This window comes from Pseudomonas sp. JZ114 (assembly GCF_051027705.1).
Lineage (GTDB): Bacteria > Pseudomonadota > Gammaproteobacteria > Pseudomonadales > Pseudomonadaceae > Chryseomonas > Chryseomonas luteola.
The window spans coordinates 519,792-546,025 of the sequence record NZ_CP069257.1 but is presented as its reverse complement, the minus strand read 5'-3'; the positions used below and the strand labels follow the sequence as shown (position 1 = coordinate 546,025).

23 protein-coding genes and 1 pseudogene are annotated in these 26,234 nt (G+C 55.9%); 8 read left to right on the top strand and 16 right to left on the bottom strand.

Annotated features, from left to right (window positions below):
• The first annotated feature begins 46 nt into the window (after nucleotides 1–46).
• On the top strand, nucleotides 47–502 hold the full coding sequence (locus JQR90_RS21980) for a DUF2231 domain-containing protein (protein WP_010798508.1): 456 nt from the start codon (nucleotides 47–49) through the stop codon (nucleotides 500–502).
• Between the two features lie 8 nt (nucleotides 503–510).
• Here the strand turns inward: JQR90_RS21980 and JQR90_RS21975 are convergent, their stop codons facing one another.
• The 5 genes from JQR90_RS21975 to JQR90_RS21955 all read right to left on the bottom strand — a co-directional run bounded on the left by JQR90_RS21975 (nucleotide 511) and on the right by JQR90_RS21955 (nucleotide 4,001).
• A complete protein-coding gene (locus JQR90_RS21975) occupies nucleotides 511–999 on the bottom strand; it encodes a hypothetical protein (RefSeq protein WP_010798507.1) in 489 nt (162 codons plus the stop codon).
• 434 nt (nucleotides 1,000–1,433) lie between these two features.
• Nucleotides 1,434–1,754: an Arc family DNA-binding protein gene (locus tag JQR90_RS21970; RefSeq protein ID WP_434140804.1), complete on the bottom strand. Its 321-nt coding sequence runs from the start codon at nucleotides 1,752–1,754 to the stop codon at nucleotides 1,434–1,436.
• 109 nt (nucleotides 1,755–1,863) lie between these two features.
• On the bottom strand, nucleotides 1,864–2,505 hold the full coding sequence (locus JQR90_RS21965; RefSeq protein ID WP_010798505.1) for a LysE family translocator: 642 nt from the start codon (nucleotides 2,503–2,505) through the stop codon (nucleotides 1,864–1,866).
• A 2-nt stretch (nucleotides 2,506–2,507) separates the two neighbouring features.
• Complete coding sequence (locus JQR90_RS21960) at nucleotides 2,508–3,278, bottom strand: 2OG-Fe(II)-dependent halogenase WelO5 family protein (protein ID WP_010798504.1); 771 nt, start codon at nucleotides 3,276–3,278, stop codon at nucleotides 2,508–2,510.
• 87 nt (nucleotides 3,279–3,365) lie between these two features.
• Entirely contained in the window at nucleotides 3,366–4,001 is a 636-nt protein-coding gene (locus JQR90_RS21955) for a hypothetical protein (RefSeq protein ID WP_010798503.1), read from the bottom strand.
• Between the two features lie 93 nt (nucleotides 4,002–4,094).
• On the opposite strand from JQR90_RS21955, the gene JQR90_RS21950 reads away from it, so the two are divergent.
• Nucleotides 4,095–5,093, top strand: a complete 999-nt coding sequence (locus tag JQR90_RS21950; RefSeq protein ID WP_010798502.1) for a LysR family transcriptional regulator — start codon at nucleotides 4,095–4,097, stop codon at nucleotides 5,091–5,093.
• Between the two features lie 15 nt (nucleotides 5,094–5,108).
• Here JQR90_RS21950 and ggt read toward each other — a convergent pair whose 3' ends face one another.
• Both ggt and JQR90_RS21940 read right to left on the bottom strand, forming a co-directional pair.
• On the bottom strand, nucleotides 5,109–6,833 hold the full coding sequence (gene ggt / locus JQR90_RS21945; protein WP_208859655.1) for a gamma-glutamyltransferase: 1,725 nt from the start codon (nucleotides 6,831–6,833) through the stop codon (nucleotides 5,109–5,111).
• A 207-nt stretch (nucleotides 6,834–7,040) separates the two neighbouring features.
• Nucleotides 7,041–9,683 (bottom strand): MGH1-like glycoside hydrolase domain-containing protein, encoded by a 2,643-nt coding sequence (locus tag JQR90_RS21940; RefSeq protein ID WP_037031065.1) that lies wholly within the window; start codon nucleotides 9,681–9,683, stop codon nucleotides 7,041–7,043.
• 540 nt (nucleotides 9,684–10,223) lie between these two features.
• Between JQR90_RS21940 and JQR90_RS21935 the strand changes: the two genes are divergently transcribed.
• A complete protein-coding gene (locus tag JQR90_RS21935; protein WP_010798498.1) occupies nucleotides 10,224–11,504 on the top strand; it encodes an OprD family porin in 1,281 nt (426 codons plus the stop codon).
• A 304-nt stretch (nucleotides 11,505–11,808) separates the two neighbouring features.
• Entirely contained in the window at nucleotides 11,809–13,416 is a 1,608-nt protein-coding gene (locus tag JQR90_RS21930) for an inorganic phosphate transporter (RefSeq protein WP_010798497.1), read from the top strand.
• Here the strand turns inward: JQR90_RS21930 and JQR90_RS21925 are convergent.
• Nucleotides 13,378–14,319, bottom strand: coding sequence for a LysR substrate-binding domain-containing protein (locus JQR90_RS21925; protein WP_010798496.1), 942 nt, complete (start codon nucleotides 14,317–14,319; stop codon nucleotides 13,378–13,380). The genes JQR90_RS21930 and JQR90_RS21925 overlap by 39 nt on opposite strands.
• A 155-nt stretch (nucleotides 14,320–14,474) precedes the next feature.
• Between JQR90_RS21925 and JQR90_RS21920 the strand changes: the two genes are divergently transcribed.
• Together JQR90_RS21920 and JQR90_RS21915 are read left to right on the top strand one after the other, a co-directional pair.
• Nucleotides 14,475–15,656: an acyl-CoA dehydrogenase gene (locus JQR90_RS21920; RefSeq protein ID WP_010798495.1), complete on the top strand. Its 1,182-nt coding sequence runs from the start codon at nucleotides 14,475–14,477 to the stop codon at nucleotides 15,654–15,656.
• A 22-nt stretch (nucleotides 15,657–15,678) separates the two neighbouring features.
• On the top strand, nucleotides 15,679–16,905 hold the full coding sequence (locus JQR90_RS21915) for a CaiB/BaiF CoA transferase family protein (protein WP_010798494.1): 1,227 nt from the start codon (nucleotides 15,679–15,681) through the stop codon (nucleotides 16,903–16,905).
• Here JQR90_RS21915 and JQR90_RS21910 read toward each other — a convergent pair.
• Nucleotides 16,902–18,110, bottom strand: coding sequence for a PLP-dependent aminotransferase family protein (locus tag JQR90_RS21910; protein WP_010798493.1), 1,209 nt, complete (start codon nucleotides 18,108–18,110; stop codon nucleotides 16,902–16,904). The two genes, JQR90_RS21915 and JQR90_RS21910, sit on opposite strands and share 4 nt — an antisense overlap.
• A 311-nt stretch (nucleotides 18,111–18,421) precedes the next feature.
• On the opposite strand from JQR90_RS21910, the gene tyrS reads away from it, so the two are divergent.
• On the top strand, nucleotides 18,422–19,666 hold the full coding sequence (gene tyrS, locus JQR90_RS21905) for a tyrosine--tRNA ligase (protein ID WP_010798492.1): 1,245 nt from the start codon (nucleotides 18,422–18,424) through the stop codon (nucleotides 19,664–19,666).
• 42 nt (nucleotides 19,667–19,708) lie between these two features.
• On the opposite strand, the pseudogene JQR90_RS21900 reads toward tyrS, so the two are convergent.
• The 5 genes and pseudogenes from JQR90_RS21900 to JQR90_RS21880 all read right to left on the bottom strand — a co-directional run.
• A pseudogene (locus JQR90_RS21900) lies at nucleotides 19,709–19,897 on the bottom strand (methyl-accepting chemotaxis protein); the annotation flags it as partial.
• Nucleotides 19,898–19,930: 33 nt separating this feature from the next.
• On the bottom strand, nucleotides 19,931–20,554 hold the full coding sequence (locus JQR90_RS21895) for a class I SAM-dependent methyltransferase (protein ID WP_010798491.1): 624 nt from the start codon (nucleotides 20,552–20,554) through the stop codon (nucleotides 19,931–19,933).
• Nucleotides 20,555–20,648: 94 nt separating this feature from the next.
• Nucleotides 20,649–21,818, bottom strand: coding sequence for a hypothetical protein (locus JQR90_RS21890; RefSeq protein ID WP_010798490.1), 1,170 nt, complete (start codon nucleotides 21,816–21,818; stop codon nucleotides 20,649–20,651).
• A gap of 115 nt (nucleotides 21,819–21,933) precedes the next feature.
• Nucleotides 21,934–22,209, bottom strand: coding sequence for an ATP-binding protein (locus JQR90_RS21885; RefSeq protein WP_434140803.1), 276 nt, complete (start codon nucleotides 22,207–22,209; stop codon nucleotides 21,934–21,936).
• Nucleotides 22,154–22,432 (bottom strand): histidine kinase dimerization/phospho-acceptor domain-containing protein, encoded by a 279-nt coding sequence (locus tag JQR90_RS21880; RefSeq protein WP_256205763.1) that lies wholly within the window; start codon nucleotides 22,430–22,432, stop codon nucleotides 22,154–22,156. Before JQR90_RS21880 ends, JQR90_RS21885 begins: the two co-directional genes overlap by 56 nt.
• 464 nt (nucleotides 22,433–22,896) lie before the next feature.
• On the opposite strand from JQR90_RS21880, the gene JQR90_RS21875 reads away from it, so the two are divergent.
• Nucleotides 22,897–23,355, top strand: coding sequence for a DUF3597 domain-containing protein (locus tag JQR90_RS21875; protein WP_010798488.1), 459 nt, complete (start codon nucleotides 22,897–22,899; stop codon nucleotides 23,353–23,355).
• Between the two features lie 56 nt (nucleotides 23,356–23,411).
• Here JQR90_RS21875 and JQR90_RS21870 read toward each other — a convergent pair whose 3' ends face one another.
• On the bottom strand, nucleotides 23,412–25,580 hold the full coding sequence (locus JQR90_RS21870; protein WP_434140802.1) for a phosphocholine-specific phospholipase C: 2,169 nt from the start codon (nucleotides 25,578–25,580) through the stop codon (nucleotides 23,412–23,414).
• 190 nt (nucleotides 25,581–25,770) lie between these two features.
• Nucleotides 25,771–25,995, bottom strand: a complete 225-nt coding sequence (locus JQR90_RS21865; protein WP_010798486.1) for a hypothetical protein — start codon at nucleotides 25,993–25,995, stop codon at nucleotides 25,771–25,773.
• Between the last annotated feature and the right edge of the window lie 239 nt (nucleotides 25,996–26,234).

Below are 26,234 nucleotides of genomic sequence, written 5' to 3'. Positions count from 1 at the left end.
CCCATGCGGTCCATTTAAAGGTCTGCCATCGACTGGAGAGTCCTGCATGCCTGCGACCGACAACATCGAAAGCCGCGCCGCCGTAGCGGGCCACCCGATTCATCCCATGCTGATTCACTTTCCCGTCGCGGCGCTGATCGCACTGGTGGGTGCCGATTTCGGCTTCTGGTGGACGGGCGATGAGTTCTGGGCACGAGCCGGACTGTGGTTGGCAGGTGTAGGGGCTGCGGGTGGTTGGGTAGCCAGTATCGCCGGACTGATCGACATTACTACCGTGGCGGATATACGCCGACGTATTACAGCATGGTGCCATGCCATTCTGGCCGTAATGATGTTGTCCCTGGCTTCGCTCAACTGGATGGTGCGGTATCAGGGGGGTGAAGAGCTCGTGCTCTGGAGCTTTTACCTGACCGGCGTTACCGCTGTACTGATTTCCCTTGCCAGCTATCTGGGAGGCCGTCTGGTCTACGAACATGCGGTTGGGGTGGACGTGGAAAGCTGATCGGTTGGTCATGCGCCGCTCCAACCTGGCTTGGCCAGGACAAGATACAGCGTGCCCCCGATAGCCAGACTGAGCGCAACCGCCAGGCCTATGCTCCATGCCCGTATGGTCCTGGGTGCCAGGTTATCGCTTTTCAGAATCAGCGCACCACATAAGGCGTGGCCTACTACCATGACGGCTACCAGGCTGAGCTTCAGGATCAACCAGGGATCGAAAAGGCTGTGACGGATGAACAGAAGTGTTCCGCTGATAATCGCCACCAACGCACAAGGGGTGGCAATGAGCGTGAATACATAGCGCAGCAGCTCAGGCCTTAGCAGCTGTAGGGCCGGAACGGGAGCGTCTAGCTCTGAAGTAATGTCGCCTGTACCAGACCGATAAGGTCTGTCGGCCTTGTGTATGTCATGAACCTGGGCCATCAACAGGCCCGGTAGATAGAGCAGGCTGCCGCACCACCCAATCAATCCCAGAAAATGCAGCAGCTTCAACAACGGCATAAGTCGTCCTAATGATCCAGATACATGCTGGCCTACGGCCGGTCCTTGGGGTCCGACCCCATGAGGTTTGCAGATGTTCGGATCAGGGCGTAGCGGGTTGTAACATGAATTGTATGGATCGGTTCAGGCGATTCCTCGCCCATGGCTACAGTACCCAGCCTGTCCGGGGAGGAAAAGAGAATCCATCATGAGGCCATGGACTTCGCCTGAATGGGTTTCTGGCTTTTCAGGCAAAGGCTTCTGAGCGTAGAGCAAAGCCCGCCAGTGCGGGCCTTACGTTAAAGAAAGCGACAGCTTTTTACGCTATCGCCAGGCGCATCTCCATATCCTCTGGAGCACGATTGGGTGGCCGGATAGTCGCGTGCCCCTGGCTGGCCCGTTGGTGCTAGGCAGCCTGGTAAAGCAGTCGGGAGCCCTGGAGGGAGAACCTTGGTTCAGTGCTCGCCTACGCGTTCAAGGTCATCGGCAATCAGCGAGATAAGGGCATTCTGCTGTCGACCGGAAAGCTGGCGGAAGCGCTGGAGTAGTTCCCGTTCGTGCAGGCTCAGGGTCGGGCTGTCCATGCGCATGTCGGAATCAGCTTCCAGAAGGCCGTCCTGCACCAGACTATGCTCCAGGTACGAGATGATTTCAGAGTTCATGCTGCGGTGGTGGTTGCGAGCAACCTCTGCAATACGCTCACGCATGCCTTCAGGCAGCCGGAGGACGAATTTTTCGGCGGTACGGGTCGAGTAGGATCGAATGGCTTGTGGCATGAGTCTATTCAGCTCCGTGCTGGGGTAGGGACAAACAGCTGTGCAGTGAACCGCTCCAGCCAGGTTTCGACACGGCCCGGCAGCTTGTGGCTATCGAGCCGTGAAACACTTAGATGATCGACAGCAACAACCGGCCGGCGAAGAACACCAGCACTAGCCCCATCGTACGTTCGAACCAGTGCCCCATGCGCAGGAACAGTTGTCGCACACGAGGGCTCGAAAACAGAAAGCTGACGATCATGAACCAGGCTGCGTTCACACAACACATCCACAAGCCATACAGCGCCTGGATTTTCATTGGGGTTTGTGCGCTCACCACGGTAGTAAAGATCGCCAGAAAAAACAGGGTTGCCTTGGGGTTGGTAGCATTGGTGAGGAACCCAATACGGAATGCCTTGCCGATGGTTTGCTCATCGACAGCCACCGTGCCGCCTTGCACTTCATCCAATGCCTGGGTCGGCTTGCTTTTGAGCAGGCTGATGCCTAGATAAAGGATGTAGGCGCCCCCAACGACTTTTGCAACACTGAGCAGCCAGGGAGTGGCGTGCATCAGGGCACCGATGCCCAGCAGCGTATAGAGCACATGTACCGAAATGCCTGCTCCGATGCCCAACGCCGTAAACAGCCCGACCAGACGTCCGTAGCGAACGCTCTGGCGTACCGTGATGGCAAAATCGGGCCCTGGTGCGACCACCGCCAGAAAATGGATGATGGCAAGGCTTAAAAATTCGGTGAAGTAAGAGGACGTCAATTTCAACTCCAGAAGGTCAACGGACTGCCAGCGCCTCGGTATCCAACAAAACACGACAGGCTGAGGCGTAAATGGTCCGAACCGGGAGTGACCGCATGCATCTTTCTTGAGTTGAAGAGAATGAGGTCACCCGGCTCCGGTCGGATTTCAACATCGGGTGGCCCCAGCAGGGTGGGGTCTATCCCATAGCTTGTGCCACGCAGGGCGTCGAACTGATCGGGCGTAAGCTCGGTTCGCCAGAGCTGCAGGGCGCCGCCCTCGCTTGGCATGTTCAGGTAAACGTTGCAGGCCATCTGGGCCTCAAGGCTCATGGCCTCGGTGCTCTGCGGAGCATCCTTGGCAAAGATGTCGTGATGGGCAAGGAAGCGAACGCCCGGTTTGACGACGCGGGAAAGCCCTACATACATCTTGCGTCCATACAGGGTTTGCAGCCGGGCGCCCGCAGGCCAGACTTCATCAAGCGTGCAGCGCAGCAGATCGATAGGGGACAGATACGGCTGGCAACGCCGTCGCAGTTCTTCGATGTTTTCGTAGACGCTTTCAAAATAGTCCGCCAGCCGGGGCGGCTGATTTTCAGCCTCGTAAAAGGCCATGCCGATACGGCCGATACTGGGTGCGTTAAGGTAGCTTTCGAAACCCTGCCCGAGAATTTGCTGGGCTATCTTCGACGCCAGTTCCTGAGGAATGAACTGCCTGACGTGGATCGCCATGACCTCTTCGTTAGCGAGAGCGTTGATGGACGACGTCTCGAGACGCTGCTTTTCAAGCATCATGAGCAGGTTCCTTGGGTGATAGGGTGACTTCCTGGTGTGCTCGTATGGTTGTTACACGTCGCAGACCCTGACCATCGTGTGATCACGTCATGGGGAAGTCACATCGTAATGAACGGAGAGTTTTCCTTTCTTTTCCTTGAGCAGGAGATCCTTCAGTCCGTTAAGCTCCCGCGAGGAGCGAACATGCGTGCCGCCACAGCCGTAAGGCGTAAAATCGCCAAAGCCAACCCTACGCTGGCCTTCGTCATCGAGGGTGATGCTGACCGGTAGATCCTGTTGCACGTACTGGTCGAAATGAGATTCCAGCTGCTCCGCATCCAGAGGCCGAGCCTCCTGACCGGGCATGAACTCAATACGGCCTTCTCCTGGCCAATGGTGTGCCTTGACGGGTCGCCAGCCAAACGCCTCTCCGATATGACCGATCAGATGACCGGCCGAGTGCAAGTGTGTATGCAGTCGACGTCGGTTCTCATCGACACGGGCTCGCACGGAACCCAGTGTTAGAGGCTCTCGTGTGTAGTGGACGATACGCTCGCCGTCCTGTTTGACCATGACGACCTCTGTGTCGCCCAGCCAGCCGGTATCGCTGGGTTGCCCGCCGCCCTGGGGATGGAAGGGCGTGGCGGCCAACTCCACCGCATAGAGATCTTCCCAAGGGGCACAGGCGGTAACTTCAACCTCCATGACCAGAATGTCACTCGAATAATACAGACGCTGAGTCATGTCTAAAGCCCTTTGCAAAGCAGATGCCTGCCCCATTCTAGGGAAGGGGTGATATTGTGATAATCCGCCTGCATTCCAAAGGACTTTTGCGCGGTGAGCACAAATCTATCAATCATGCTAATGGGCGAGATGGTTGTTTTCGTCAAGGTCGTCGAAACTGGAAGCTTCTCCGAGGCTGCACGTCAGCTGGGCACGACACCGTCTTCCACTAGCCGAAGTGTAGCCCGGCTTGAAAAGGCCCTGGCGACACGCCTGCTCAACCGGACGACACGCAAGCTTCGTTTGAGCGAAAGCGGAGAAGAGGTCTATCGGCGCTGTGTCGACATGGTGAACGCTGCGCGCGCCGTCATGGAGGTCAGCGGGCAGTTCAGTCAGACGCCGGAGGGTGTTATCCGCCTGAGTGTGCCGAAGGCAGTCGGGCGATTTCTGATTCATCCGCACCTGCCCGAATTTTTGCGGCTCTACCCGCAAGTGGATGTGCAGATGAATCTGAGCGACCACTATGTCGATCTCATCGATGGTGATGTGGACCTGGCTATCCGCATTACGGATCAGCCACCGCCCGGCCTGATGGGACGAGAACTGGTGCAGATCGACCATCTACTGGCGGCGACGCCCCATTATCTGGCAGAGCATGGCACGCCGGAGCATCCTCGGGAGCTGACAACGCACAGCTGCATTTACCTTGGGCAGGAGCCGGCCGATTCACGTTGGCGGTTCAGAAAAGGCAACAAGACTGTGAGCGTCAACGTTCGCGGCCGTTATGCCGCTAATCATACCGGGGCGCGACTGGACGCTGTGCTACACCATATCGGTATCGGCAGTCTTCCCTATTTCACCGCGCGCTACGCCTTACGCAAGGGTCTGATCGTTCAAGTACTGCCTGAGTGGTCATTCCAGACGCAATACTGCGGAGGAGCCTGGCTGCTCTATCCAGCAACCAGGCACCTGCAACCCAAGCTCAAGGTGTTTATCGATTTTCTGGTCGAACGGCTGAGTCAGGAGCCAACCCTCCATGACGATCCAGAGATAGGCATGGCAGTGACCCAGTACCGGGAATACGAGATGCCGGAGGCAGGCGGCGACTGGTAGCGCCGCCTGGAGGGTTCAATAGCCGATTGCGGCGCCTGCGGGACGGCGTACGTCGTTGGAGCCGTAAAGAAAGCCTTCCCGCACCCGCCCGGATACTGCCGAGTCGTTGCCGGAGTCATCTGCCATGACACCAGGCGCACCCGGCAGGCCCACCATGATCAACTCGGCTGCGCCCCATGGTGTCTGCTGCACCATGGTATAGCCCATGTCCTGCAGGAGCTTGAGGCTATCGGCAGATACGCCGCGTTGCTCGTAATACACCTCATCCGGCATCCATTGGTGATGAATTCGTGGCGCATCGACTGCTTCCTGAGGCGGCATCCCATGATCAATGACGTTAAGGGCGGTCTGCAACGTGATGGAGATGATGCGCGAACCACCGGGTGAGCCCAGGACCATGAAGGTTTTGCCATCTTTGTTGATCAGGGTGGGCGTCATCGACGACAGCGGCCGCTTGCCAGGAGCTATCGCATTGGCTGTGCCTTGAACAAGACCATACAGGTTCTGCTCACCCACCTTCACGGTAAAATCATCCATCTCATTATTCAAAAAGAACCCGGTTCCGGGCGCAATAACGACTGATCCGAATCGGCCATTGATGGTATAGGTCGTGGAAACGGCATTTCCATGTTCATCCATGATGGAATAGTGCGTGGTCTCTGGCTTTTCTCGTGTTTCCATGCCTGGAATGACCTGCGCCGACGGGGTGGCCTTGTTGGGAATAATCCGGTTGCGTACCTGGGCGGCGTAATCTTTGCTGGTGAGCTGCTCGATGGGATTATCGACAAAGGCCGGATCGCCCAGAGAGGTGTTGCGGTCCATGTAGGCCTGCCGCATGGCTTCGGTCAGGGTATGGATATAATCCGCTGAGTTGAAGCCCATGCTTTTCAGGTCATAACCTTCAAGAATGTTGAGGGTTTCGCACAAGGTTACACCTCCTGAGCTGGGCGGTGGGGCAGACACAAAAGTGTAGCCTCGGTAGGTACAGGTAAGCGGTGCGGTTTCGTTGATGGTGTAACGCGCAAAATCCTCTGCCGTCAGGATGCCGCCCCCTGCCTTGGCCGCCTTTTCGACAGCCTGGGGAATGCGTCCCTGGTAGAAGGCGTTCGGTCCCCCTTTAGCGATGCCAGCGAGGGTGTTGGCAAGGTCGGTCTGTATCAGACGGTCACCCGGCTGAAGTGGAGAGCCGTCCTTGCGCAGGAAAAGTCGTGCGGCTTCCGGATCATGCTTGAAGCGTTCAACGGTAGTGTCGAGGATATCGGTATCCGCCCGGGTCAATACAAAGCCTTCCCGCGCCAGCCCGATCGCCGGCGCCATGACCTGCTCTCGGGTCAGCTTGCCGTACCGCTGGTGAGCGGTGTCCAGGCCCAATACCGTACCGGGCACGCCAGCGGCCAGATAGCCATATAGGCTGGCGTCTTTACGGACCTTGCCGTTGCTGTCGAGATACATATCTGCACTGGCGGCAGCAGGCGCCTTTTCGCGAAAGTCGATAAAGGTATCTTTGCCATCCGCCAAGTGGATTGTCATAAAGCCACCGCCACCGATATTGCCGCAACAGGGATTGACCACGGCCTGCGCGTAACCGACAGCAACAGCGGCGTCGATGGCGTTACCCCCTTTCTTGAGAATATCCACGCCTACTTGGGAAGCCAGCTGTTGCGACGAGACGACCATTCCATGCCTGGCCTCCACGGCAGGGCTTGAGGCCGCAAACGTAAGTGCAGGTGACAGAAGCATGGAGATGGAAAGTGATACCGCTGCAGCAAATGGCAATGTCCATCGGGCGAACATCAAGGTCTCCTTGTTGGGATTGTTATAAGGCGTAGCACATTGAACCGGTGGAACCGCGCGTGCACATCGCTATGGATACTAAAGGCTGCTGGGTTGCATTGAAATGCCAGCTGTAAAAAGGCCGGACGAGGTCCGGCCTTTCATACACCGCTATCAACGAGGCTGAAGCAGCAGCGCGACCAGTGCGCTCCAGCCGGTCTGGTGGGAAGCTCCAAGACCGCGCCCGTTCTCACCATGGAAATACTCATGGAAAAGCACAAGGTCTGCACAGTCTGGATCATTCTGAAGCTGTGGATAGGCCATCATGCTGGGACGGTGGCCGTTTTCATCCTTGAGGAACATGCGTGTCAAACGCTCGCTCAGGCCGCTGGCGACCTCTTCCAGGGAGGCGAGGTAGCCGGAGCCAGTCGGATACTCCACCGAGAAGTTATCCGAGTAATACAGATAGAACTCGTGCAGCGATTCGATCAACATATAGTTGATCGGCATCCACAGCGGCCCCCGCCAGTTGGAGTTACCGCCATACAGCCGGGAGTCAGATTCGGCGGGTTGATAACGTGCGCTAAGCATGGAGCCGTCTTCCTGCCGCATCTCGAAGGGGGCTTCGGCATGTATCTTGGACAGTGAGCGGATGCCGAATGGTGACAGAAACTCCTTCTCATCCAGCATTCGCGCCAGGAGACTCTTGGTCCGCTGGCCACGCAGCAGCGCCAGCAGGAATCGGTTGCCCTGACCGGGCTCGGTCCAACGGGAAACCAGTCGTGCCAAATCAGGACGTTGCCGTACGAACTCCTTCAGACGATCCCGCACGCCAGGCAGGCCTTCATATTCCTTGGACTCTAATACCTGCACGGCGAACAGCGGGATGAGTCCTACGATCGAGCGCAGCCGCATCGGCTCACAGGTGCCATCGCCACGGTGCAGCACATCATAGAAGAATTCATCCTGCTCATCCCAGAGTCCATCATGGCGCTCTTCACCCGCGTTGATCGCGCCGGCGATATGCAGGAAGTGCTCAAAGAACTTCACGCCAATGTCGACGTATACCGGGTTTTCCTTGGCCAGCTCTAGTGCAATGCGCATCAGGTCAAGCGCGTAGGCAGCCATCCACGCAGTTCCATCGGCCTGATCCAAGTGAGAGCCGGGCGGCAAGACGGCGGAACGGTCGAAGATGCCGATGTTATCCAGGCCCAGGAAGCCCCCCTGGAAGAGATTGCGGCCTTCGGCATCCTTGCGATTGACCCACCAGGAGAAGTTGAGCAACAGCTTATGGAAAACGCGCTCCAGAAACTCGCGATCACCGTGTCCCGTCAGTGCCTTTTCTTGCTGATAAACATGCCAGCAGGCCCAAGCGTGTACGGGAGGATTGGCATCCTCAAAGTTCCATTCGTAGGCCGGTAGCTGCCCGTTGGGGTGCATGAAGCGGTCTTTGACTAACAGAAGAAGTTGCTGCTTGGCAAAACCCGGATCGATCATGGCATAGGCCACCGCCTGGAACGCAAGGTCCCATGACGCATACCAGGGGTATTCCCACTTATCCGGCATTGATACGATGTCGAAATTGACGAGATGCCGCCACTGGGTATTTCGCCCGCTCTTACGCTCCTGGGGCGGGGCAGGACGATTGGGATCACCATCAATCCAGCGGTTGACTTCAAAATAGTAGAGCTGTTTGGACCAGAGCAGGCCGGCAATGGCCTGCCGCTGTACGTTGCGGGCGTCCTCATCGATGATGTTGTGTTGCAACTCTGCGTAAAACGCGTCTGCTTCAGCACGGCGTTTGGCGAAGACCGCTTTTACATCGAGATGAGGGTCAGCGGTTTCCGGTGCAAATCGCAGATAGATAACCGACCGGCCATTTCCCTGAATATCCAGTACGAACCGTGCAGTCACCTTGCTGCCGGAGTCTCGGCGAATCGCCTGCTCGTCACCACTCACCACATAATCGTTTATACCATCCTTGAACGGACCGGACGCTTCAATGCCTTCCAGTTTTGGCTTGTTGGTTTCGTTGTTACAGAAGATCCATTCGGGCGTGACGTCACCCCATGCGGTAGCGATATAATCCGCCCAGTTGTAGTTAGTTGCCTTGACTTTTCCGTCGTCCATGATGGATAGCAGCGGTCGCTGCGGCGCTCCGGTCCATACCCAGGTGTTGCGTGTCCACAGGTGGGGCATGACATGTAGGCGTGCCGCCTCGGTAGAGCGGTTTACCACCGTGACACGCATCAGCACATCGTCCGGCGTGTTCTTGGCGTATTCGACGGTCACATCAAAATAGCGGTTGTCGTTAAAGACACCGGTATCCAGAATCTCGTACTCCGCATCCTCAAGGCCACGGCGACTGTTTTCTTCTACCAGGTCGGCGTAGGGAAACTCGGCGTGAGGATACTTGTAGAGCATGCGCATGTAGGAGTGGCTTGGAACGCCATCCAGATAGAAATACAGTTCCTTGACGTCTTCGCCATGGTTGCCTTCGGCGTTCGTCAGGCCGAACAGACGTTCCTTGATAAAAGGGTCGCGCTCATTCCAGAGCCCTAGCGCCAGACACCACTGCTGGGCTACATCGGAGAAACCGGCCAGCCCGTCCTCACCCCAGCGATAGGCACGGCTGCGTGCATGTTCGTGCGGGAAATAGCTCCAGGCGTTGCCATCGGCACTATAGTCCTCACGCACCGTTGCCCATTGGCGTTCACTCAGGTAGGGACCCCATTTCCGCCAGTGCTCGGCATCGACGCCGGAAAGCCGCTGACCTTCTATTGTATTGAGGATGCCCGGTGCTGGATGTGCCGTCATCGTATCTCCCGTGATAATTAGATTGCCAAACTCCAAGCGCGAACAGGCGCCCTTGATGAGGTATAGACATCTTTTGGCACAGGAGGATTCACATTCCACGCTTGCTGCACTAACCGGGCCGTTTATACGGCTTGATATGGCCGGGCCAAACGCGTCGGCAAGCACGTTTGGCGTCGGCATTAACCTGAAACCTATTCATGTTCGGCAACCTTTTCTTACAGTTACATAACCCCCTGATATGGCAGTACAATGGCCTATCGCTTTGCGATCACCAGTAGAGAAGAACAGGCACCTGTTTTCTTGCGGGTGCGAGGTGGCTGCTCTCGTACATACCCTTTCACGAGAGAGCTCATGATTTGCCAGGCCTTATGAGGCTTTTGGAACGCTCGCGTAGGCTTACCCGCCGAGGCGGCACCCAACCGGTAAGCCATGAGCATTCCTGTCATTCACGTGTGCGGGAATCCTTCCAGTCCGTCAGGAAAGACCTATAGAAACAAGCCTGATCGTCACACCGTATTAGTCAGAAAGGAACGGCAGTAGATGTTAAACAAACGGATTACCTTGATTGCTTGTGGCGTATTGAGTGCTACCCAGGCATTGGCAGCTGAAACCCAGACCTCCAACGGGTTTATTGAGGACAGCAGCCTCAAGCTGTTCCTGCGCAACGCCTACATGAACCGTGACTATAAGCACGGTAATCAAGACAAGGCGGAGTGGGGGCAGGGCGTAACGGCCAATTTTGCATCTGGATTTACACAAGGTATCGTAGGGTTTGGCGTCGACGCATTTGCTTTGTACGGTCTGCGCCTGGACGGTGGCAAAGGCCGCTCGGGTGCTGGCGGTATCGATTTCTTCAAACAGGGCGACAGCGGTGAGGCGGCCAGCGATATCGCCAAGGGCGGCGCCTCGATCAAGGCACGTTTCTCCAACACGACCATCACCTACGGTGATCAGATGCCGGCGCTGCCGGTCCTGAACTCGGACACCTCACGCCTACTGCCGGAAAGTTATACCGGTACGCTGATTACCTCGAAAGAAATCGATGGGCTTGTCCTCAACGTAGGGCGCTTCACCGAGGAGTCCCGCAAGAGTGCCGAAGGACGTGATAGCGGTGGGCTGAAAAAGATCGATGTCATCGGTGGCAGCTACAAGTTCACAGATCAGTTCATGGCATCGCTTTATGCGTCCGATGTCAAAGACGTCCTGAAAAAGCAGTACATCAACCTGAACTACGTCCTGCCCATCGATAAGGACCAGTCTCTGACGTTTGACTTCAATGGCTATAAGACGCGGTTGGACAAGAGCTTTGCCCAGACTTATTCAGGTGATGCCAATGCCCGCGACAACAAGATCTGGAGTCTGGCGGCTACCTACTCGGTAGGGCCTCACTCCTTCACTCTGGCGCACCAGCGCAGCACGGGTGATATTGGCTATCCCTACGGCTGGTATCAGAACGCGGGCGGCATAGGTGACGGTGGCATGACGATCTTTCTTGCCAACTCCTACTGGTCGGACTTCAACGCTAAGGACGAGCGTTCCTGGCAGTTGGGCTATGGGCTGGATTTTTCCACTTATGGGGTTCCGGGCCTGAGCTATCAGCTGGCTTATGTTCGCGGTGATCATATCGATGCCGGAGATGGACGTGGCAAGGAGCGCGAGCTGTTCAATCAGGTGAAATACGTTGTTCAGAACGGTCCGGCCAAGGACCTTTCGGTACGTCTGCGTAACTCCATCCTGCGCACGTCAAACAATGTCCGCTCCTACAACGATGACGGTAACGAAGTGCGTATCTTCATCGACTACCCAATCAGTATCTTCTAAACAGATGCCGGCTGGATAAGCCGGCAAGGCGGGTCGCTTGAGATCAGCGACCCGCCTGGTTTACCAGACGCACTACTGATGAAAGGCCTGATTTATAAGTGGCTAGCGTCTTTTGCAATAAATGGCGTCTGAAGACCTGACACTAGGTTTCGATCATTGGCGGCGGGTCTGAGCAGTACCCAAAATGTCTAGAAGAAACATTCATGACAAGATGACGCTTTAAGGACAAACGGTCGATATTTGCATACAAAATGTCACAAAGAGGGCATAGCGTGAGGTGAACAGTCCTATAAGGTCCTCTCGTATGTCGACGATCCAGGCTCATGATGCGGCCCCCGCAGCCACGCGTCCCCGGCTGGACCAGACGTTCAGTCGCCGAAGTGTTTTCCTATTTTTCTCATTGCTTTTTGCCGGCATTCTCATCAGTTCCTACGGTATTGTCAGTGATGTCCGTGAAGCCGGATCGGTAGCCACCACTTGGTTGCCGTTCGCATTGCTGGGCCTGGCTCTGGTCATTGCGCTTGGATTCGAATTCGTCAATGGGTTCCACGATACGGCCAATGCAGTTGCTACCGTTATCTATACGCATTCACTGCCTGCCCAGGTCGCTGTCGTGTGGTCCGGTTTTTGGAATTTCATGGGTGTGATGCTTTCCAGCGGCGCCGTGGCGTTCGGCATCATTGCACTGTTGCCGGTTGACCTCATCCTGCAGGTCGGCTCCAGCAATGGCTTTGCAATGATCTTTGCCTTGCTGATTGCCGCCATTGTCTGGAATTTGGGAACGTGGTGGCTTGGGTTGCCAGCGTCGTCATCCCATACCTTGATTGGTTCGATTCTGGGCGTCGGGCTGACCAATGCCTGGCTGGAAGGGCGAGACGGCAGCAGCGGGGTAGATTGGAGTCAGGCGCTGAAGGTGGGGTATGCGCTTCTTTTCTCACCCCTGGTAGGATTTATCTGTGCAGCGCTCCTGCTGCTGACATTGCGCATGCTGGTCAAGCAAAAGGCACTCTATCAGGAGCCCAAAGGCACTCAGCCGCCCCCGTTCTGGATTCGGGGGATGTTGATCCTTACCTGCACCGGCGTGTCGTTTGCCCACGGCTCCAATGACGGTCAGAAGGGAATGGGGCTTATCATGCTGATCCTGGTAGGTACCTTGCCAATGGCCTATGCGCTGAACCGTGCAGTGCCCGCCACGCAAACGCCGCAGTTCGTTGCTGTAGCTCAGGTGACTCAACAAGGAATTGTAAAGGATGTACCTGGCGCTGCACCGGCCGATCCACGTGGCGTACTTCTGGAATATGTACGTACCCGCAAGTCCACGGAGGAGGTCATTCCGGCGTTGGGTGCAGTGACCGGGTTGATCGCCGATGAGGTGAAAAGTTACGGCACGCTGGCCAACGTACCTGCCCAGGCCATGATGAACGTGCGTAACGACATGTACCTGACTTCAGAAAGCATCAGCCTGCTCAAGAAACAAAAGCTCGATACCTTTTCCGACGACACGCGCAACAATCTCAATGAATTCAAGCGCCAGATCGATGAGGCGACACGATTCATTCCGCTTTGGGTAAAGGTGGCGGTGGCCATTGCGCTGGGTATGGGCACCCTGGTTGGGTGGCGACGGATCGTCATTACCGTGGGCGAGCGCATTGGTAAGACGCACCTGACCTATGCTCAAGGCGCCAGTGCCGAGCTGGTCGCTATGGCTACTATTGGCGCAGCCGACCTGTATGGCCTGCCTGTCTCGACCACGCATGTCTTGTCCTCGGGTGTAGCGGGAACCATGGCAGCCAATGGCAGTGGCCTGCAGATGTCTACGGTACGCAACCTGGCCCTGGCCTGGGTATTTACCTTACCCGCCGCGATGATGCTTTCAGGGTTGCTGTACTGGCTCTTCCATGCCGTGTTCTGATGATGAGCTGCCTGTGCGGTACTCCTGTGCCTCGCCAAGCAGCCAGTCGCGAAAGGACTGTAATGCTTGAGATGTGGTCGTACGCTCGGGGATAGCAAGATAATACGCACGATCACTGCGGTAGCTAGAGGTATTCAAGATGATAAGCCGCTCCTGCTCCAGCTCGTTCTGGATAAGGAACGGCGGAATCAGCGCAACCCCCATTTCATGGATGGCGGCCTGAGCCAGCATGGAAAACAGCTCGTAACGCGGACCATGCAGATCATGGGGGAATGACAGGCCCTGCGCATTAAACCATTGTCGCCAGGCATAAGGCCGTGTGGTCTGTTGCAGTAGCGGAAGCGCTGCAACAGCCTGAGCGGTAATGCCATCCTTGTGATCGACCAATGCCGGACTGCACACCGGCACCGGGTATTCGTGCATGAGAAAATGGGTTTGTGTGCCTGACCACTCACCGTCTCCACAATAAAGCGCGGCATCGAAGTCAGTGTCGGCAAAGAGAAAAGGGCGGGTACGGTTGGTCAGATTGACCGTTATGTCTGGATGAAGTACTTGAAACCGCTTAAGGCGTGGCAGGAGCCATTGTGTACCAAAGGTGGGTACTACCGCGAGTTCGAGCCGGCCTGAGCCATGCTTGCCCATAACAGCCAGAGCGTCCCGCTCGGCTGCATCCAGGTGCTGGGCTACCTGCCGGCTATAGGATAATCCCGCTTCAGTAAGTAGAACACCCCGGCGAGTACGGCGAAACAGCTCAATGCCCAGAAAGCTCTCCAAACCTGCAATCTGCCGGCATACCGCACTTTGTGTCAGAGCCAACTCATCTGCGGCACGGGTAAAACTCTGGTGTCTGGCAGCAGCCTCAAAGGCAATCAGCGCAGCCGTACTGGGTATTTTTCTTCTCACATGTACCTCTTGCTCACAGACAAATGCCTACAGCAGCGGTAATCATCATGGTGTGAAGTGAGTTTTACGCACAACCCTGTGCACATTGCTCGGTTGCAGCACAGTTAGGCGTCTTCTAGCCTTGCTTCACAACAAGATCACCGGAGTGACCTGCAATGGCAGCCAATGCACCGTTCAATTGGGAAGATCCTCTCCTGCTTGAGCAACAGCTCAGCGATGAAGAGCGGATGGTACGCAACAGCGCCGCGCAATTTGCACAGGCCCAACTGGCGCCTCGTGTCCTGGAGGCGTTCCGGCATGAGCAGACCGACCCGTCGATTTTCCGCGAAATGGGGGAGGCAGGCTTGCTTGGCGCCACGATCCCTAGTGAATACGGCGGCAGTGGACTTAATTATGTGTGTTACGGCTTGATCGCCCGTGAGGTAGAACGGATCGACTCAGGATACCGCTCCATGATGAGTGTTCAGTCGTCTCTGGTCATGGTGCCTATCTATGAATTTGGTACTCAGGCACAACGCCAGAAATACCTGCCAAGGTTGGCCTCAGGCGAATGGATTGGTTGCTTTGGGCTGACAGAGCCGGACCATGGCTCTGACCCAGGCTCAATGGCTAGCCGGGCAAAAAAGGTAGAGGGCGGCTATCGCCTTACGGGTAACAAAACCTGGATTACCAACAGTCCGATTGCCGATGTCTTTGTGGTCTGGGCCAAGGATGAGGCCGGTGATATCCGCGGATTCATTCTGGAAAAAGGCTGGAAAGGTCTCACCGCACCTGCCATTCACGGCAAGGTGGGACTGCGTGCCTCAGTAACGGGTGAAATCGTAATGGATAACGTCTTTGTCCCTGAGGAAAACCGATTTCCAGAAATACGCGGCCTGAAAGGTCCCTTTACCTGCCTCAATTCCGCCCGGTACGGGATCAGCTGGGGCGCATTGGGTGCGGCCGAGTTCTGCTGGCACACCGCTCGACAATACACCCTTGATCGCAAGCAATTTGGTCGACCTCTTGCTGCAAATCAGCTCATTCAAAAGAAGCTGGCCGACATGCAAACCGATATCACGTTGGCCCTGCAAGGCTGCCTGCGTCTGGGACGAATGAAGGACGAGGGGACGGCCGCTGTGGAGATCACTTCAATCATGAAACGCAATAGTTGTGGCAAGGCACTGGACGTTGCCCGTATGGCCCGGGACATGCTTGGAGGCAATGGTATCTCTGACGAATTTGGCATTGCGCGGCATCTGGTTAATCTTGAGGTGGTCAACACCTACGAGGGAACCCATGATGTGCACGCGCTCATCTTGGGACGGGCACAGACCGGTATCCAGGCCTTCTTTTGATCACTCTCAGGGAGGCTGGCTCATGGCTGGAGCACTTGCAGGCTTACGAGTCCTAGACCTGTCACGGGTTCTTGCCGGGCCTTGGGCAGGACAAATCCTGGCGGACCTGGGGGCAGAAGTCATCAAGGTCGAGCGCCCCGGGCGAGGAGATGATACACGTCATTGGGGGCCGCCCTTTTTAAAAGGCCCGCTAGGGGCGAACACGGGCGAGTCGGCCTATTTTCTGTCAGCCAATCGCAACAAACAGTCGATAGCCGTGGACTTCACCCAGCCCGACGGTCAGCAGATCCTTCGGGATCTGGCTGTTAAATCGGATGTGGTGCTAGAAAATTTCAAGGTTGGAGGCTTGTCAGCCTATGGCCTGGACTACGCCTCGCTCAGTGTTCTTAACCCGAAACTGATCTACTGCTCGATTACCGGTTTTGGTCAGAGCGGCCCTTATGCACAGCGGGCAGGCTATGACTTCTTGATACAGGGGCTTGGCGGCCTTATGAGTCTGACAGGCCATCCGGATGATGACGAGGGCGGTGGCCCGGTCAAGACAGGGGTTGCGCTGGTAGATATCCTGACGGGGCTGTATGCCACGGTGGCTGTTCTGGCTGCGCTGAACCATCGGACTCAGACCGGTGAAGGGCAGCATATCGACATGGCGCTGCTCGATGTTGAAGTGGCTTGCTTGGCCAACCAGGCCATGAATTATCTGGTCTCCGGTGAGTCGCCAACGCGCCTTGGCAATGCCCATCCCAACATCGTGCCGTATCAAGCCTTTCCAACAGCCGATGGCGATATGATCCTCACGATTGGCAATGATGCTCAGTTCCGCCGGTTCTGCGAGGTGGCAGACCGGCTGGATTGGGTGAATGATCCTCGTTTTGCCACCAACCAGGCGAGGGTCGTCCATCGTATGGAACTGGTTCCGCTGATTCGGCAGGTTACCGTTTTCAGGCGTACTGAAGAATGGATCGCCCTGCTCGAAGCGGTGGGTGTGCCCTGTGGTCCGATCAATTCAGTGGCCCAGGTTTTTGCCGATAAGCAGGTAGCGGCACGCAGTCTGGTCTTTACGATGGCGCATCCGCTGGGACAAACCGTTCCGCAGGTGGCAAGCCCGATACGTCTTTCCAGAACGCCCGTGGAGTACCGACGTCCTCCACCGCTGCTCGGTGAGCATACCGAGCAGGTGTTGCGGTATCTTCTGGGCCACGGCGATGCCAGAGTCAACGCCTGGAGGCAGGCGGGTATAGTCGGTTAGACTTTACGCCCGAATGCCTGAACGGCCAAGGCCAACCGCTCTACCGCGTGGCCGATCTGCTCGAGCGATGGCGCAGCAAACGACAGCCGTACCGTAGAGTGGTCAGGGACTTCGGCGTAGAAGGCGCTGCCTGGAACGTACATGACCTTATGCTCAATAGCCTGCTCGAGGACCGCCTTGGCATCCAGCCCCTCTGACCAACGCCCCCAGACAAACAGCCCGCCTGCCGGCATCCGGCATTCGAACCGTTGGCCAAGGTGTGTCTGTAGACCACTCACTAGCGCCAGGCACTTCTCATGATAGGCCGCGGTAAGCACCGGTAGATGCCGCTCCAGTAAACCCTGCTTCAAGTAGGCTTCGGCAATGGATTGCATCCAGCCGGAGGCACACAAGTCAGCGGTTTGCTTGGCGATCGTACAGCGTTTGAGTACCTCGGCAGGCCCTATCATCCAGCCAATACGAACCCCAGGCGCCACGATTTTTGAAAGGCTGGACAAATAGACTACCTGATCTCGGGTTTCCGGTTGTGTGCGAGCCAGCGCTGCCAGCGTGGGAATGGCAACGCCGGTAAAGCGTAGATCACCATACGGATCATCTTCGATAATCAGCAGGTCATGACGCATCGCCACCTCCAGCAAGGCGCGGCGGCGTTCCAGACCAAGCGTAAGTCCGGTAGGGTTGGCAAATGTGGGGGAAAGATAGAGAAACTTCGGTCGTTGCTCCTGCGTACAGCGGGTCAGCTGACTATCCAGTTGCGCAGGATCGATACCGTCCAGATCCGAGGCGACGGTTTCTATTCTGGCCTGAGCCAACCGTAAGGCTTGAAGCGTAGCGGGGTAGGTAGGTTGTTCGACCAGAACGGCGTCACCCGGCGAAAGCAGGACGCGAACCAGCAAATCAAACCCTTGTTGCGAGCCAGACGTGACGATCAGATCGTCCGCATCACAGGGAATACCACGCTGGCGGCTCAACTGAGCAAGTGCCTCGCGTAGGCCCGGCAAGCCTTCACTGCTGGAATATTGCAGGCAACCGACTGAATTGCGAAAGGCCACTGTCATCGCCTCTGCCAGCCCTGCTTCATCAAACAGATCGGAGGCAGGGTAGCCGCCCGCCAGCGAGATCATGCCGGGTACGGAAAGATACTTGAATAACTCTCGTATGGGAGAGCCTTGTGGCGACTCGAAGACAGGGTTGAAGATACGCATGAGGGATTCGCCGTTAATCACGATGCGAAGACTATGCGTCTGCCGCTTCCCTCACTACAAACGAGAAAAAGTCATAGGCTGTTGAAAGAAAGGAATTCTAGTGATTTGCCGTTTCGCTTGACTTTCCTGCTGAACCGGTTAGCTTTGTTGCCCATGAACACCTTTATCACACCTATCGCTGCGTATTATTACTACCTGAACTCTTTCGGGTGGTAGGTGGTGCTGCGCTGCATTCCGAACCGCCTGTGGCGGCTCGGTGAATGCAACCTCTCCCAGTCTCCGCAGGCCAGAAAGCCAAGGAGACGTATTCAATGAACAAGCCCCAGCAAGACCTGCTTCACCTGTTGGAAGAACGTGGTTTCATCCATCAGATCACCGACCGTGACGGTCTTGGCCAAGCGCTCAATAACGGACCAGTGACCGCGTACCTAGGCTTTGACGCAACGGCTGATAGCCTGCACGTCGGGCATCTGCAAGGTCTCATGCTCATGCGCTGGATGCAGCGTGCAGGGCATCCGATCCTGCTTTTGATCGGTGGCGCCACGACGCGCATTGGCGATCCCAGCTTTCGGGACAGCAGCCGCCCGGTGCTGAACGACGCCCAGATCGCTCAGAATATGTCCGGTATTGCCAAGGCATTTACAACCTACCTGGAAGTGGGCGATACGGACGGGCAAGCCCGGGTAGTAGACAATGCCGAGTGGCTTGATGGGCTGGGTTACCTGAATTTCCTCAATACCGTAGGACGGCATTTCTCGATCAGCCGCCTGCTCACGTTCGATGCCATCCGCAATCGCCTGGATCGTGAGCACTCTCTGTCCTTCGAGGAATTTGGCTACACCTTGCTTCAGGCTTACGACTTCGTCGAGTTGGCCCATCGGTATGGCTGCACTCTGCAGTTGGGCGGCGCTGACCAGTGGGCCAACATTATCAATGGCGTTGAGCTGTCACGTCGCCAGAATGGCCCGCAGCTCTACGGGCTTACGATGCCGCTGTTGACCACGAGTGACGGCAAGAAGATGGGCAAGTCGGCACAATGCGCGGTATGGCTCAACGGCGATAAGCTATCTGCCTATGATTTCTGGCAATTCTGGCGCAACTGCGATGATCGGGACGTACAGCGTTTCCTGGCACTGTTTACCGAACTGCCCATGGACGAAGTACGTCGCCTGGGCGCATTGCAGGGTGCAGAGCTTAACGAGGCGAAAATCGTTCTGGCCAACGAGGCGACCCGTTTGTGCCATGGCGAAGCGGCCCAGCGTGACGCGGAGACAGCGGCACAGGCGTTGTTCAGTGAGGGCAGCCAGAGCGACACACTCCCCAAAGTGGAAGCCAGCCGCACCGCACTGCAAACGGGCCTCACCCTGACCGATCTTCTGGTGGCTAGCGGACTACAGAGTTCGCGCAGTGCCGTGCGCCGACTCGCGGACGGCGGTGGGCTACGCCTGGACGACGTGCAGGTCCAGAATCCGGACGAGCCCTTGTCTCCCACGCTGGAAGGCAGCCGATTGAGCCTGGGCAAGAAACGTCATTTTCAGGTTGTGCTGGTGGACTGAAAAGGAAAAGCCCCGGTGTTCCGGGGCTTTCTCTAGCTGGCTTTATGTCGCAAACCGCATGACAAGTCGATTCATATCTATGGCTAGGCGAGACAGTTCCGCGCTGGCCGTAGCGGTCTGGTTGGCGCCTGCGGACGTCTGTATCGACAAGTCACGGATGCTGACCAGATTGTAGTCAACGGCCCGGGCTACTTGGGCCTGTTCTTCAAACGCCGTAGCGATCAGCAGGTTTTCTCGTTGTAAGACATATTATAAGATTTGTAATCAGGCTAAGGCACGGGCAACGCCCCAATAATGGTACGTTAATGGGCGTAAGCCCGTTAAATAAAACGTTTTGAATTCAATCATTTCGAATTTGGCGTCATGGATAAGTTTGCCTATTTCCCGGTTCAGGTGGCAGCCGCCCACTACTTGGGACCAGAGCGGCGTCATCCGATCTTGCCATACACGCACCGCTTCATCGGGGGCTTGTCCATGCTCGCAGAACAGGAGCTGTCCTTCCGGCTTGAGTACGCGATGCATCTCTTTAAGTGCAGCGGCCGGATCTGGAATCGTGCACAGCGAATAGGTCACCACAACCGTGTCGAAGGAGCGATTCTCAAAGGGAATCCGCTCGGCCGACAGATCAACCAGCTCGACGTCAAGGCCTGCGCGTTGAGCACGAGACCGAGCCAGCCGGTGCATATCCAGGGAGGGGTCCAGCCCAACGATACGCTCTACCCGAGACCTGTCATAGTGCTCAAGGTTGAGCCCGGTCCCGATGCCAATTTCCAGCACCTGACCATACGCCAAAGGGATAAGAGACTGCCGCTGCAGGCGTACGGGTTTAATCCCGCAGGCAATATCGAGCAGATAAGGCAAAACACGACGCTCGTACCAGGAACTCATGTTGAACAGGCCACGTGATCCGTTGAAAGACGGTACTACTGTATCCGGTCTGTAAAACAAAAGGCGGGGAGAATACCCCGCCTGGCTCAGGCGATCATTGCTGAATCATCGAGGCCATATTGGCTGTACCCAGTTGAGAAACGATCGCTTCATTACCTATGCCTGAGCGCTCAAGGCTTAGGGTGTGGTTGGTGCCTTCCTGCACCAGCGCGAAATGGTCATTTTGTGTATTCATTTGAGTCACTGTCATGACCAGCCCATCCCCGCGCTGCGCCATATCCAGGGAGCTGTCAGTCGTGTTTCGTTGACTTAAGTTCATCTCATTGTTGTTACCGGTCTGCTCGGCCGTAATCTCATGGGCACCCGCACCCCCCATTTGCACCACGGTCATGCGGTTATCGTTGCCGTTTACCGTAGCTTCCAGGCGGTTGGTCATCTTGGTGGTCAGGTAGCCAGACCACCCCCATTGCTGCACATCCAGAGTATTACGGTCACCGTTCTGGCTGGAGATGAGAGTATTGCCGTCACTTCCCTGACGGACGTTCATAACGTTGTCGTTCCCATTCTGGGAGGCCTGCATCAAAGACCCGCTCAGCTCGCCCTCGATAGGCCCCAAGCCGCTCTGCTGCACCTGAACGATATTGCCATTACCCTGCTGATTGACCTCGGCCTCCTGACGACGCCATTGCTGTTGCAGGTCGATCAGGTTGTTGTCACCGTTTTGCACAAGGTCTGCATCCATGAAGTATTGAGCATCCTCGCCCTGCACAACCCTCATGGTATTGCCATTGCCCAGGGTGCGGGCACTGAGGCTGGGCGTCCCACTCATGTTTTCCAACCGGAAGTCGTGCAGGTTGTGAGTACCCTCCTGGTAGCTCGTGACACGCCCGGCGTTATTGCTGCCCTGATCGATACGCACCTCGTTCACGCTGCCTCGCTGCGTAACCGCCACGGTAGACCATCCTCGGGTGTCCTGATAAATCTCCACCAGGTGGCTTTCACCACTCTGATCGATATCAATAGTCCCGCGAGTTCTTTCCCCCTGGTAGATCGATGCCGCATTGAGTTCGCCCGTTTGCAGCACCGTTTGACGGGTGTCGGTGCCCAGCTGGACCTGAACGCTGTGGTTGCCTTGCCCGGTTTGTGTCAGCGCGGCCGTATTCTGCGCACCGCTCTGAGTCAAGTCGGCCGTATTTGACGCGGCGTAACTATGGGTGGTGCCGAGTAGTCCGATAAGCAGTGCGAGTGGTTTCAACCTGAACATGACGGATATCCCTACGATCTAGTAATGACCTGTACGCGCTTTGCTATTACAGGGCCGGTGTTATCCGGCCTTATGAGCGTAGACGGAAATCCGAAATATGTAGCGAAGGAAAATATCAGATGAACCATAAGCCCTTTTCCATCCTCAGCTGAATATGGGGCATGGGCGATGTCTCGCATGATGGCAATTCCAACGCCCGTACCATACCCCACTCAAGCCGATAGAATCGCTCGAAGATACGCTCACGTTCATCCGATGGAATACCTGGCCCACTGTTTTCTACTTCTAGGATGACCGCCTGGTCCGACAGATTGATTCGCATTGTGGTGCAACCTTCAGGCGGGATATGGCGGATGGTATTGTCGACAAGATTGACGCAGCAGAAAGGCATTGCCTTGTGTTGAGGCTCGGGCCAAGGTCAGTAGTTGATTAGCCTGGTGAATCATCCGCTCGCTTGTCTGATTGATAAAACTCAAGATGCGACTGCTATCAGGAGCGCCTGCATATCGTTCGCATAACCATTGGCGTTGGATATGCAAGCCGACAAGCGGGGTGCGCAACGGGTGCGCCATATTATCGAGAAAGGCGCGCTGCGCTTCTGCACCCGAGTGGATACGGAGCAGTAGGCGATTGAGCGCGGCAATAATGGCGGAAGGCTTCTCAGGCCGCTCTGTTACTCAACGATGTCAAAGTACGGTAATGGTGCGTTGCTGAACAGCAGCCATACCCTCAGCTGAACCATTACATTAAAAGTGAAATCTTAGGATAGCATTATATGCCCTTGATTTATAAGAAAAAAATTTATGTTGATAGGTGATAGATATCTTCCTTCAATTTATCGTGAGGCCAAGCCGTCTACATCTTAGAAAATGCGTTAAAAGGTCAGAGAGTTAAAGTGATTTCTCGTTAAAATTAGTGATCAACATTAGGTTATGTTTTCAAGCTATTGATTTTTATACAGATTATTTTGAAAAAATGGTTTTTTGTGATCGCCTCGCTTACAGCTGCATAAAGCGTTGAATCACAGGCCCTCTCTTAGGGTCCATAAGTACTCTAGGTTTAATCACGAGGGTCAATCATGGGACTGTTTAGCTCGATTCTTGACAAGCTTGGCTTGGACGGCGTTAGTAACGAAGAGCAGCGAAAGGCTGATGTCGGCGTCATTGATGCCAGCAAAACGTCTACACGTATCGTTACCGATTCTGAAGAAACCAACGCTGCCCACAGCGCTCGTGCCGAGCAACTACAGGCTCCGGCAGCTACCGGCGTGCAAAATTCGATGGATATTTCGGCGCGTCTCGATGCAATGGCTGCTAATCATAATGATCACCTGAACTGGCGCTCCTCCATCGTCGACCTGCTCAAGGTACTTAATCTGGACAGCAGTTATGAATCACGCAAGGAGATGGCCGCCGAGCTTGGGTGCCCTGCCGATAAGCTTGAAGATTCGGAGCAGATGAACAACTGGCTACACAAGGCCGTTATGCAAAAGCTGGCCGAGCACGACGGGACGGTTCCTCCCGAGCTTAAGGCGTAACCGGTTTTGGAAGGCAGGCATCCAGCTCAGGGATGCCTGTGAGACACCTCCGACGGTCAGGTATTGCCCATCAAGGGATCGCTAATCGAATGGCGGCCAGTTTCAAGTCTGCCAGCCAGACGCCTTTCCCAGCTGCCCTGATCAGCCCGAACCGTAATGTCGTACCATCCACCACTCACGCGCGTCGATATACGCTGTTTATGTGTGGCACCCGCACCAAGCTGAAACTCGTGGGGCTTTTCAAACGTATAGGGACACCGATCAATCTGAACGGTCATAGCCTGCAGGCTTGTATTGGTGATTGTCATGACCAGATTGTGGCTTTTACCGTCACGCTGCAGCCTTACTTCTGGCTGCGGAGCCTTGAGGTTGCCACGCAGTGCTCGATGAAAGCCGTTAGGCCCCAACAACCACAGGTCGTAGGTGCCATCATCTGTAGTAGTGGGGACCCAGACATCACTCAACAGCTTCCCTGCCTCGATGGTATAACGGCGAGGGATATCCTCCAGATGCAGCCGATCGTATACATGCAGCACGAGACCTTGTTCGCCTGTGTTGCGCATGGTCAGGGTTAGCTGGCGCGTCTCCGGACTGGCTTCCGCCTCGACCTCGATCCGATACGGCAATGCTCGGGAAGGGCGAGCCAGACGTCGCTGCACAGGGACTTGTTGTTGGTCAGCAGGCGGAACAGGGACCTGTGGTAGCTGCTCCTGTTTTTCCCGCAGCTCATCCGCTGCACGGCGAGAGGTAGTCTGCAAGGGCGGCAAAAACTCCTGATTCGGATCGACAAAGTTAAAGGCAGACGTCAGATCTCCGCATACCGCTCGCCGCCAAGGACTGATATTGGGCTCTTTTACGTTGAAGCGCTTTTCCAAGAATTGCAGTACCGAAGTATGGTCGAAGACCTGCGAATTCACCCAGCCGCCTCGGCTCCACGGCGAAATGATAAACATCGGGACACGGGGCCCTGGTCCGTACACACGTCCATCAGGGGCCGGCTGTTCCTTCGAGCCAGGAGGTGCTTTGTGCTGGAACACTTCGGCATCGAAAGCAATGGTTGATTTACCTGCCAGTGTTCCATCTGCGCGTAGGGAAGGAGCGGCAGGTGGCGGCACATGGTCGAAGAAGCCATCGTTTTCGTCATAGTTGACGAGAAGTACCGTCTTGCTCCAGATCTCTGGATTTTCAGTCAGTGCATTAAGGACTTCCTGGGTATACCAGCCTCCCTGAACAGGACTGGAGGGACCGGGGTGCTCCGAATACTCCGCTGGTGCGATCAGCCAGCTCACCTGAGGCAGCTTGCCTTGTCGGATGTCGCGTCTGAAACTTTCGAACATGGTTTCAAGGTCGTTGCTGTTCGCTGCTGGCATCGTATTGCCGTTGCCTTTGTACAACGGGGCGACGGCCTCCAACGCTTCGCGATAGACGACGAAGTCGTTAAAGTCTGCAGAGGGCTGGGCGGGGTTGCCAACCTTGACGCTTGCGGCACGGTATTGGCGAAAGCCTGCATAGGCATTATCACCGAAGTTGTCCGGTAGGTACTGATAGACCTTCCACGAGACGCCCGCATCCTCAAGTCTCTCTGCATAGGTCGTCCAGTCATATCCCTCATCGGGCGGCCCCGGAGCATCCCACTCGTTGACAACCGCTGCGACGTTAGAGCCAGTGGGGCCGTTGGTACCGGTCCAAAGAAACAGGCGATTTGGTGCTGTTCCACCTAACAGCGAGCAATGGTAGGCGTCACACAGCGTGAAGGTGTTAGCCAGGGCAAACTGAAAGGGCACCTCGTTACGCTCGTAGTATCCCATCGAAGTCAGCGTCTTATAGGTTGGCCATGCACTCAAACGACCGCTGTCCCAGGCCGCCTGGGTGTCTGCCCATGAATGTGGCGTGTCATGCACACGCTGGGCGTTACCTTTTCGGCTGTCGAGGTGATAAGGCAGGATAACGCGCTCTTGACCTTGCTGCTGCCAGACAGCGCGTCCGCCCGGCAATGGAATCGTCAGCCGGTCAGCAAAGCCGCGTACGCCCGGCAGCGTGCCAAAATAATGATCGAATGATCGGTTCTCCTGCATCAGGATGACTACATGCTCGACGTCCTGAATAGTACCGGTACGGTTGTGGGCGGGAATGGCCAATGCCCGTTGGATCGAGGCGGGTAGCATGGCGATGGCCGACCCGACGGCCGCTGCCTGCAATAGATTTCTGCGGGTGAGAGAAGGCATGACTCGTTCGCTCCCTGTACGTGCTGAGGGGGTTAGCCGGAACAACTCGTTACATATTTGTACGGGCAGCAGGTAGTAGAAATATGACACTGCGAAACGATCTGGAATTTATAGGCAGGTGTATGAAGCGCTTGTCTGTCAGATGAATCGGTGCGACTGGGCAGAGCCATATCGCACCCAGGCAGGGAGGTCAGGATTTTTCAGTAATAATGAATTGATTGGTGCCGAGTTTATGTGCTCCCCAGGAAACGGCGTAGCCCTGGCCAAGCCTTACCGCCTCGGAGACAGCTACCGCCTCGCTGTTGTAAACGCAAGCCAAATGCCATGGAGTGTTCCGATAAACTCCCCAGCCTTTGACCCAGTCCTGGTCGTTGGGATCTCGTTGTAGCTCACGGAGTAGCCATTTAAATTCCATAACAGCCTTCCTTGTAGCAGTGGGACAAGGTGATACAACCATAACGCCCCTCAGCGCAGCGGGCGATTCCGGCTTGTGGCAAGTGTAGCCAAGATCATTGCGTTAGCTTGATAGACTTTCCAAAAAGGCAGTATCGACTGCAACGGCAGCGATAGCACCACGATGACATTGAACATCGAAACCCGAAGATGTTCATGGGAATGAAGGGACTGGGCCGAAAGAAAGGGCCCCGTCCCTGG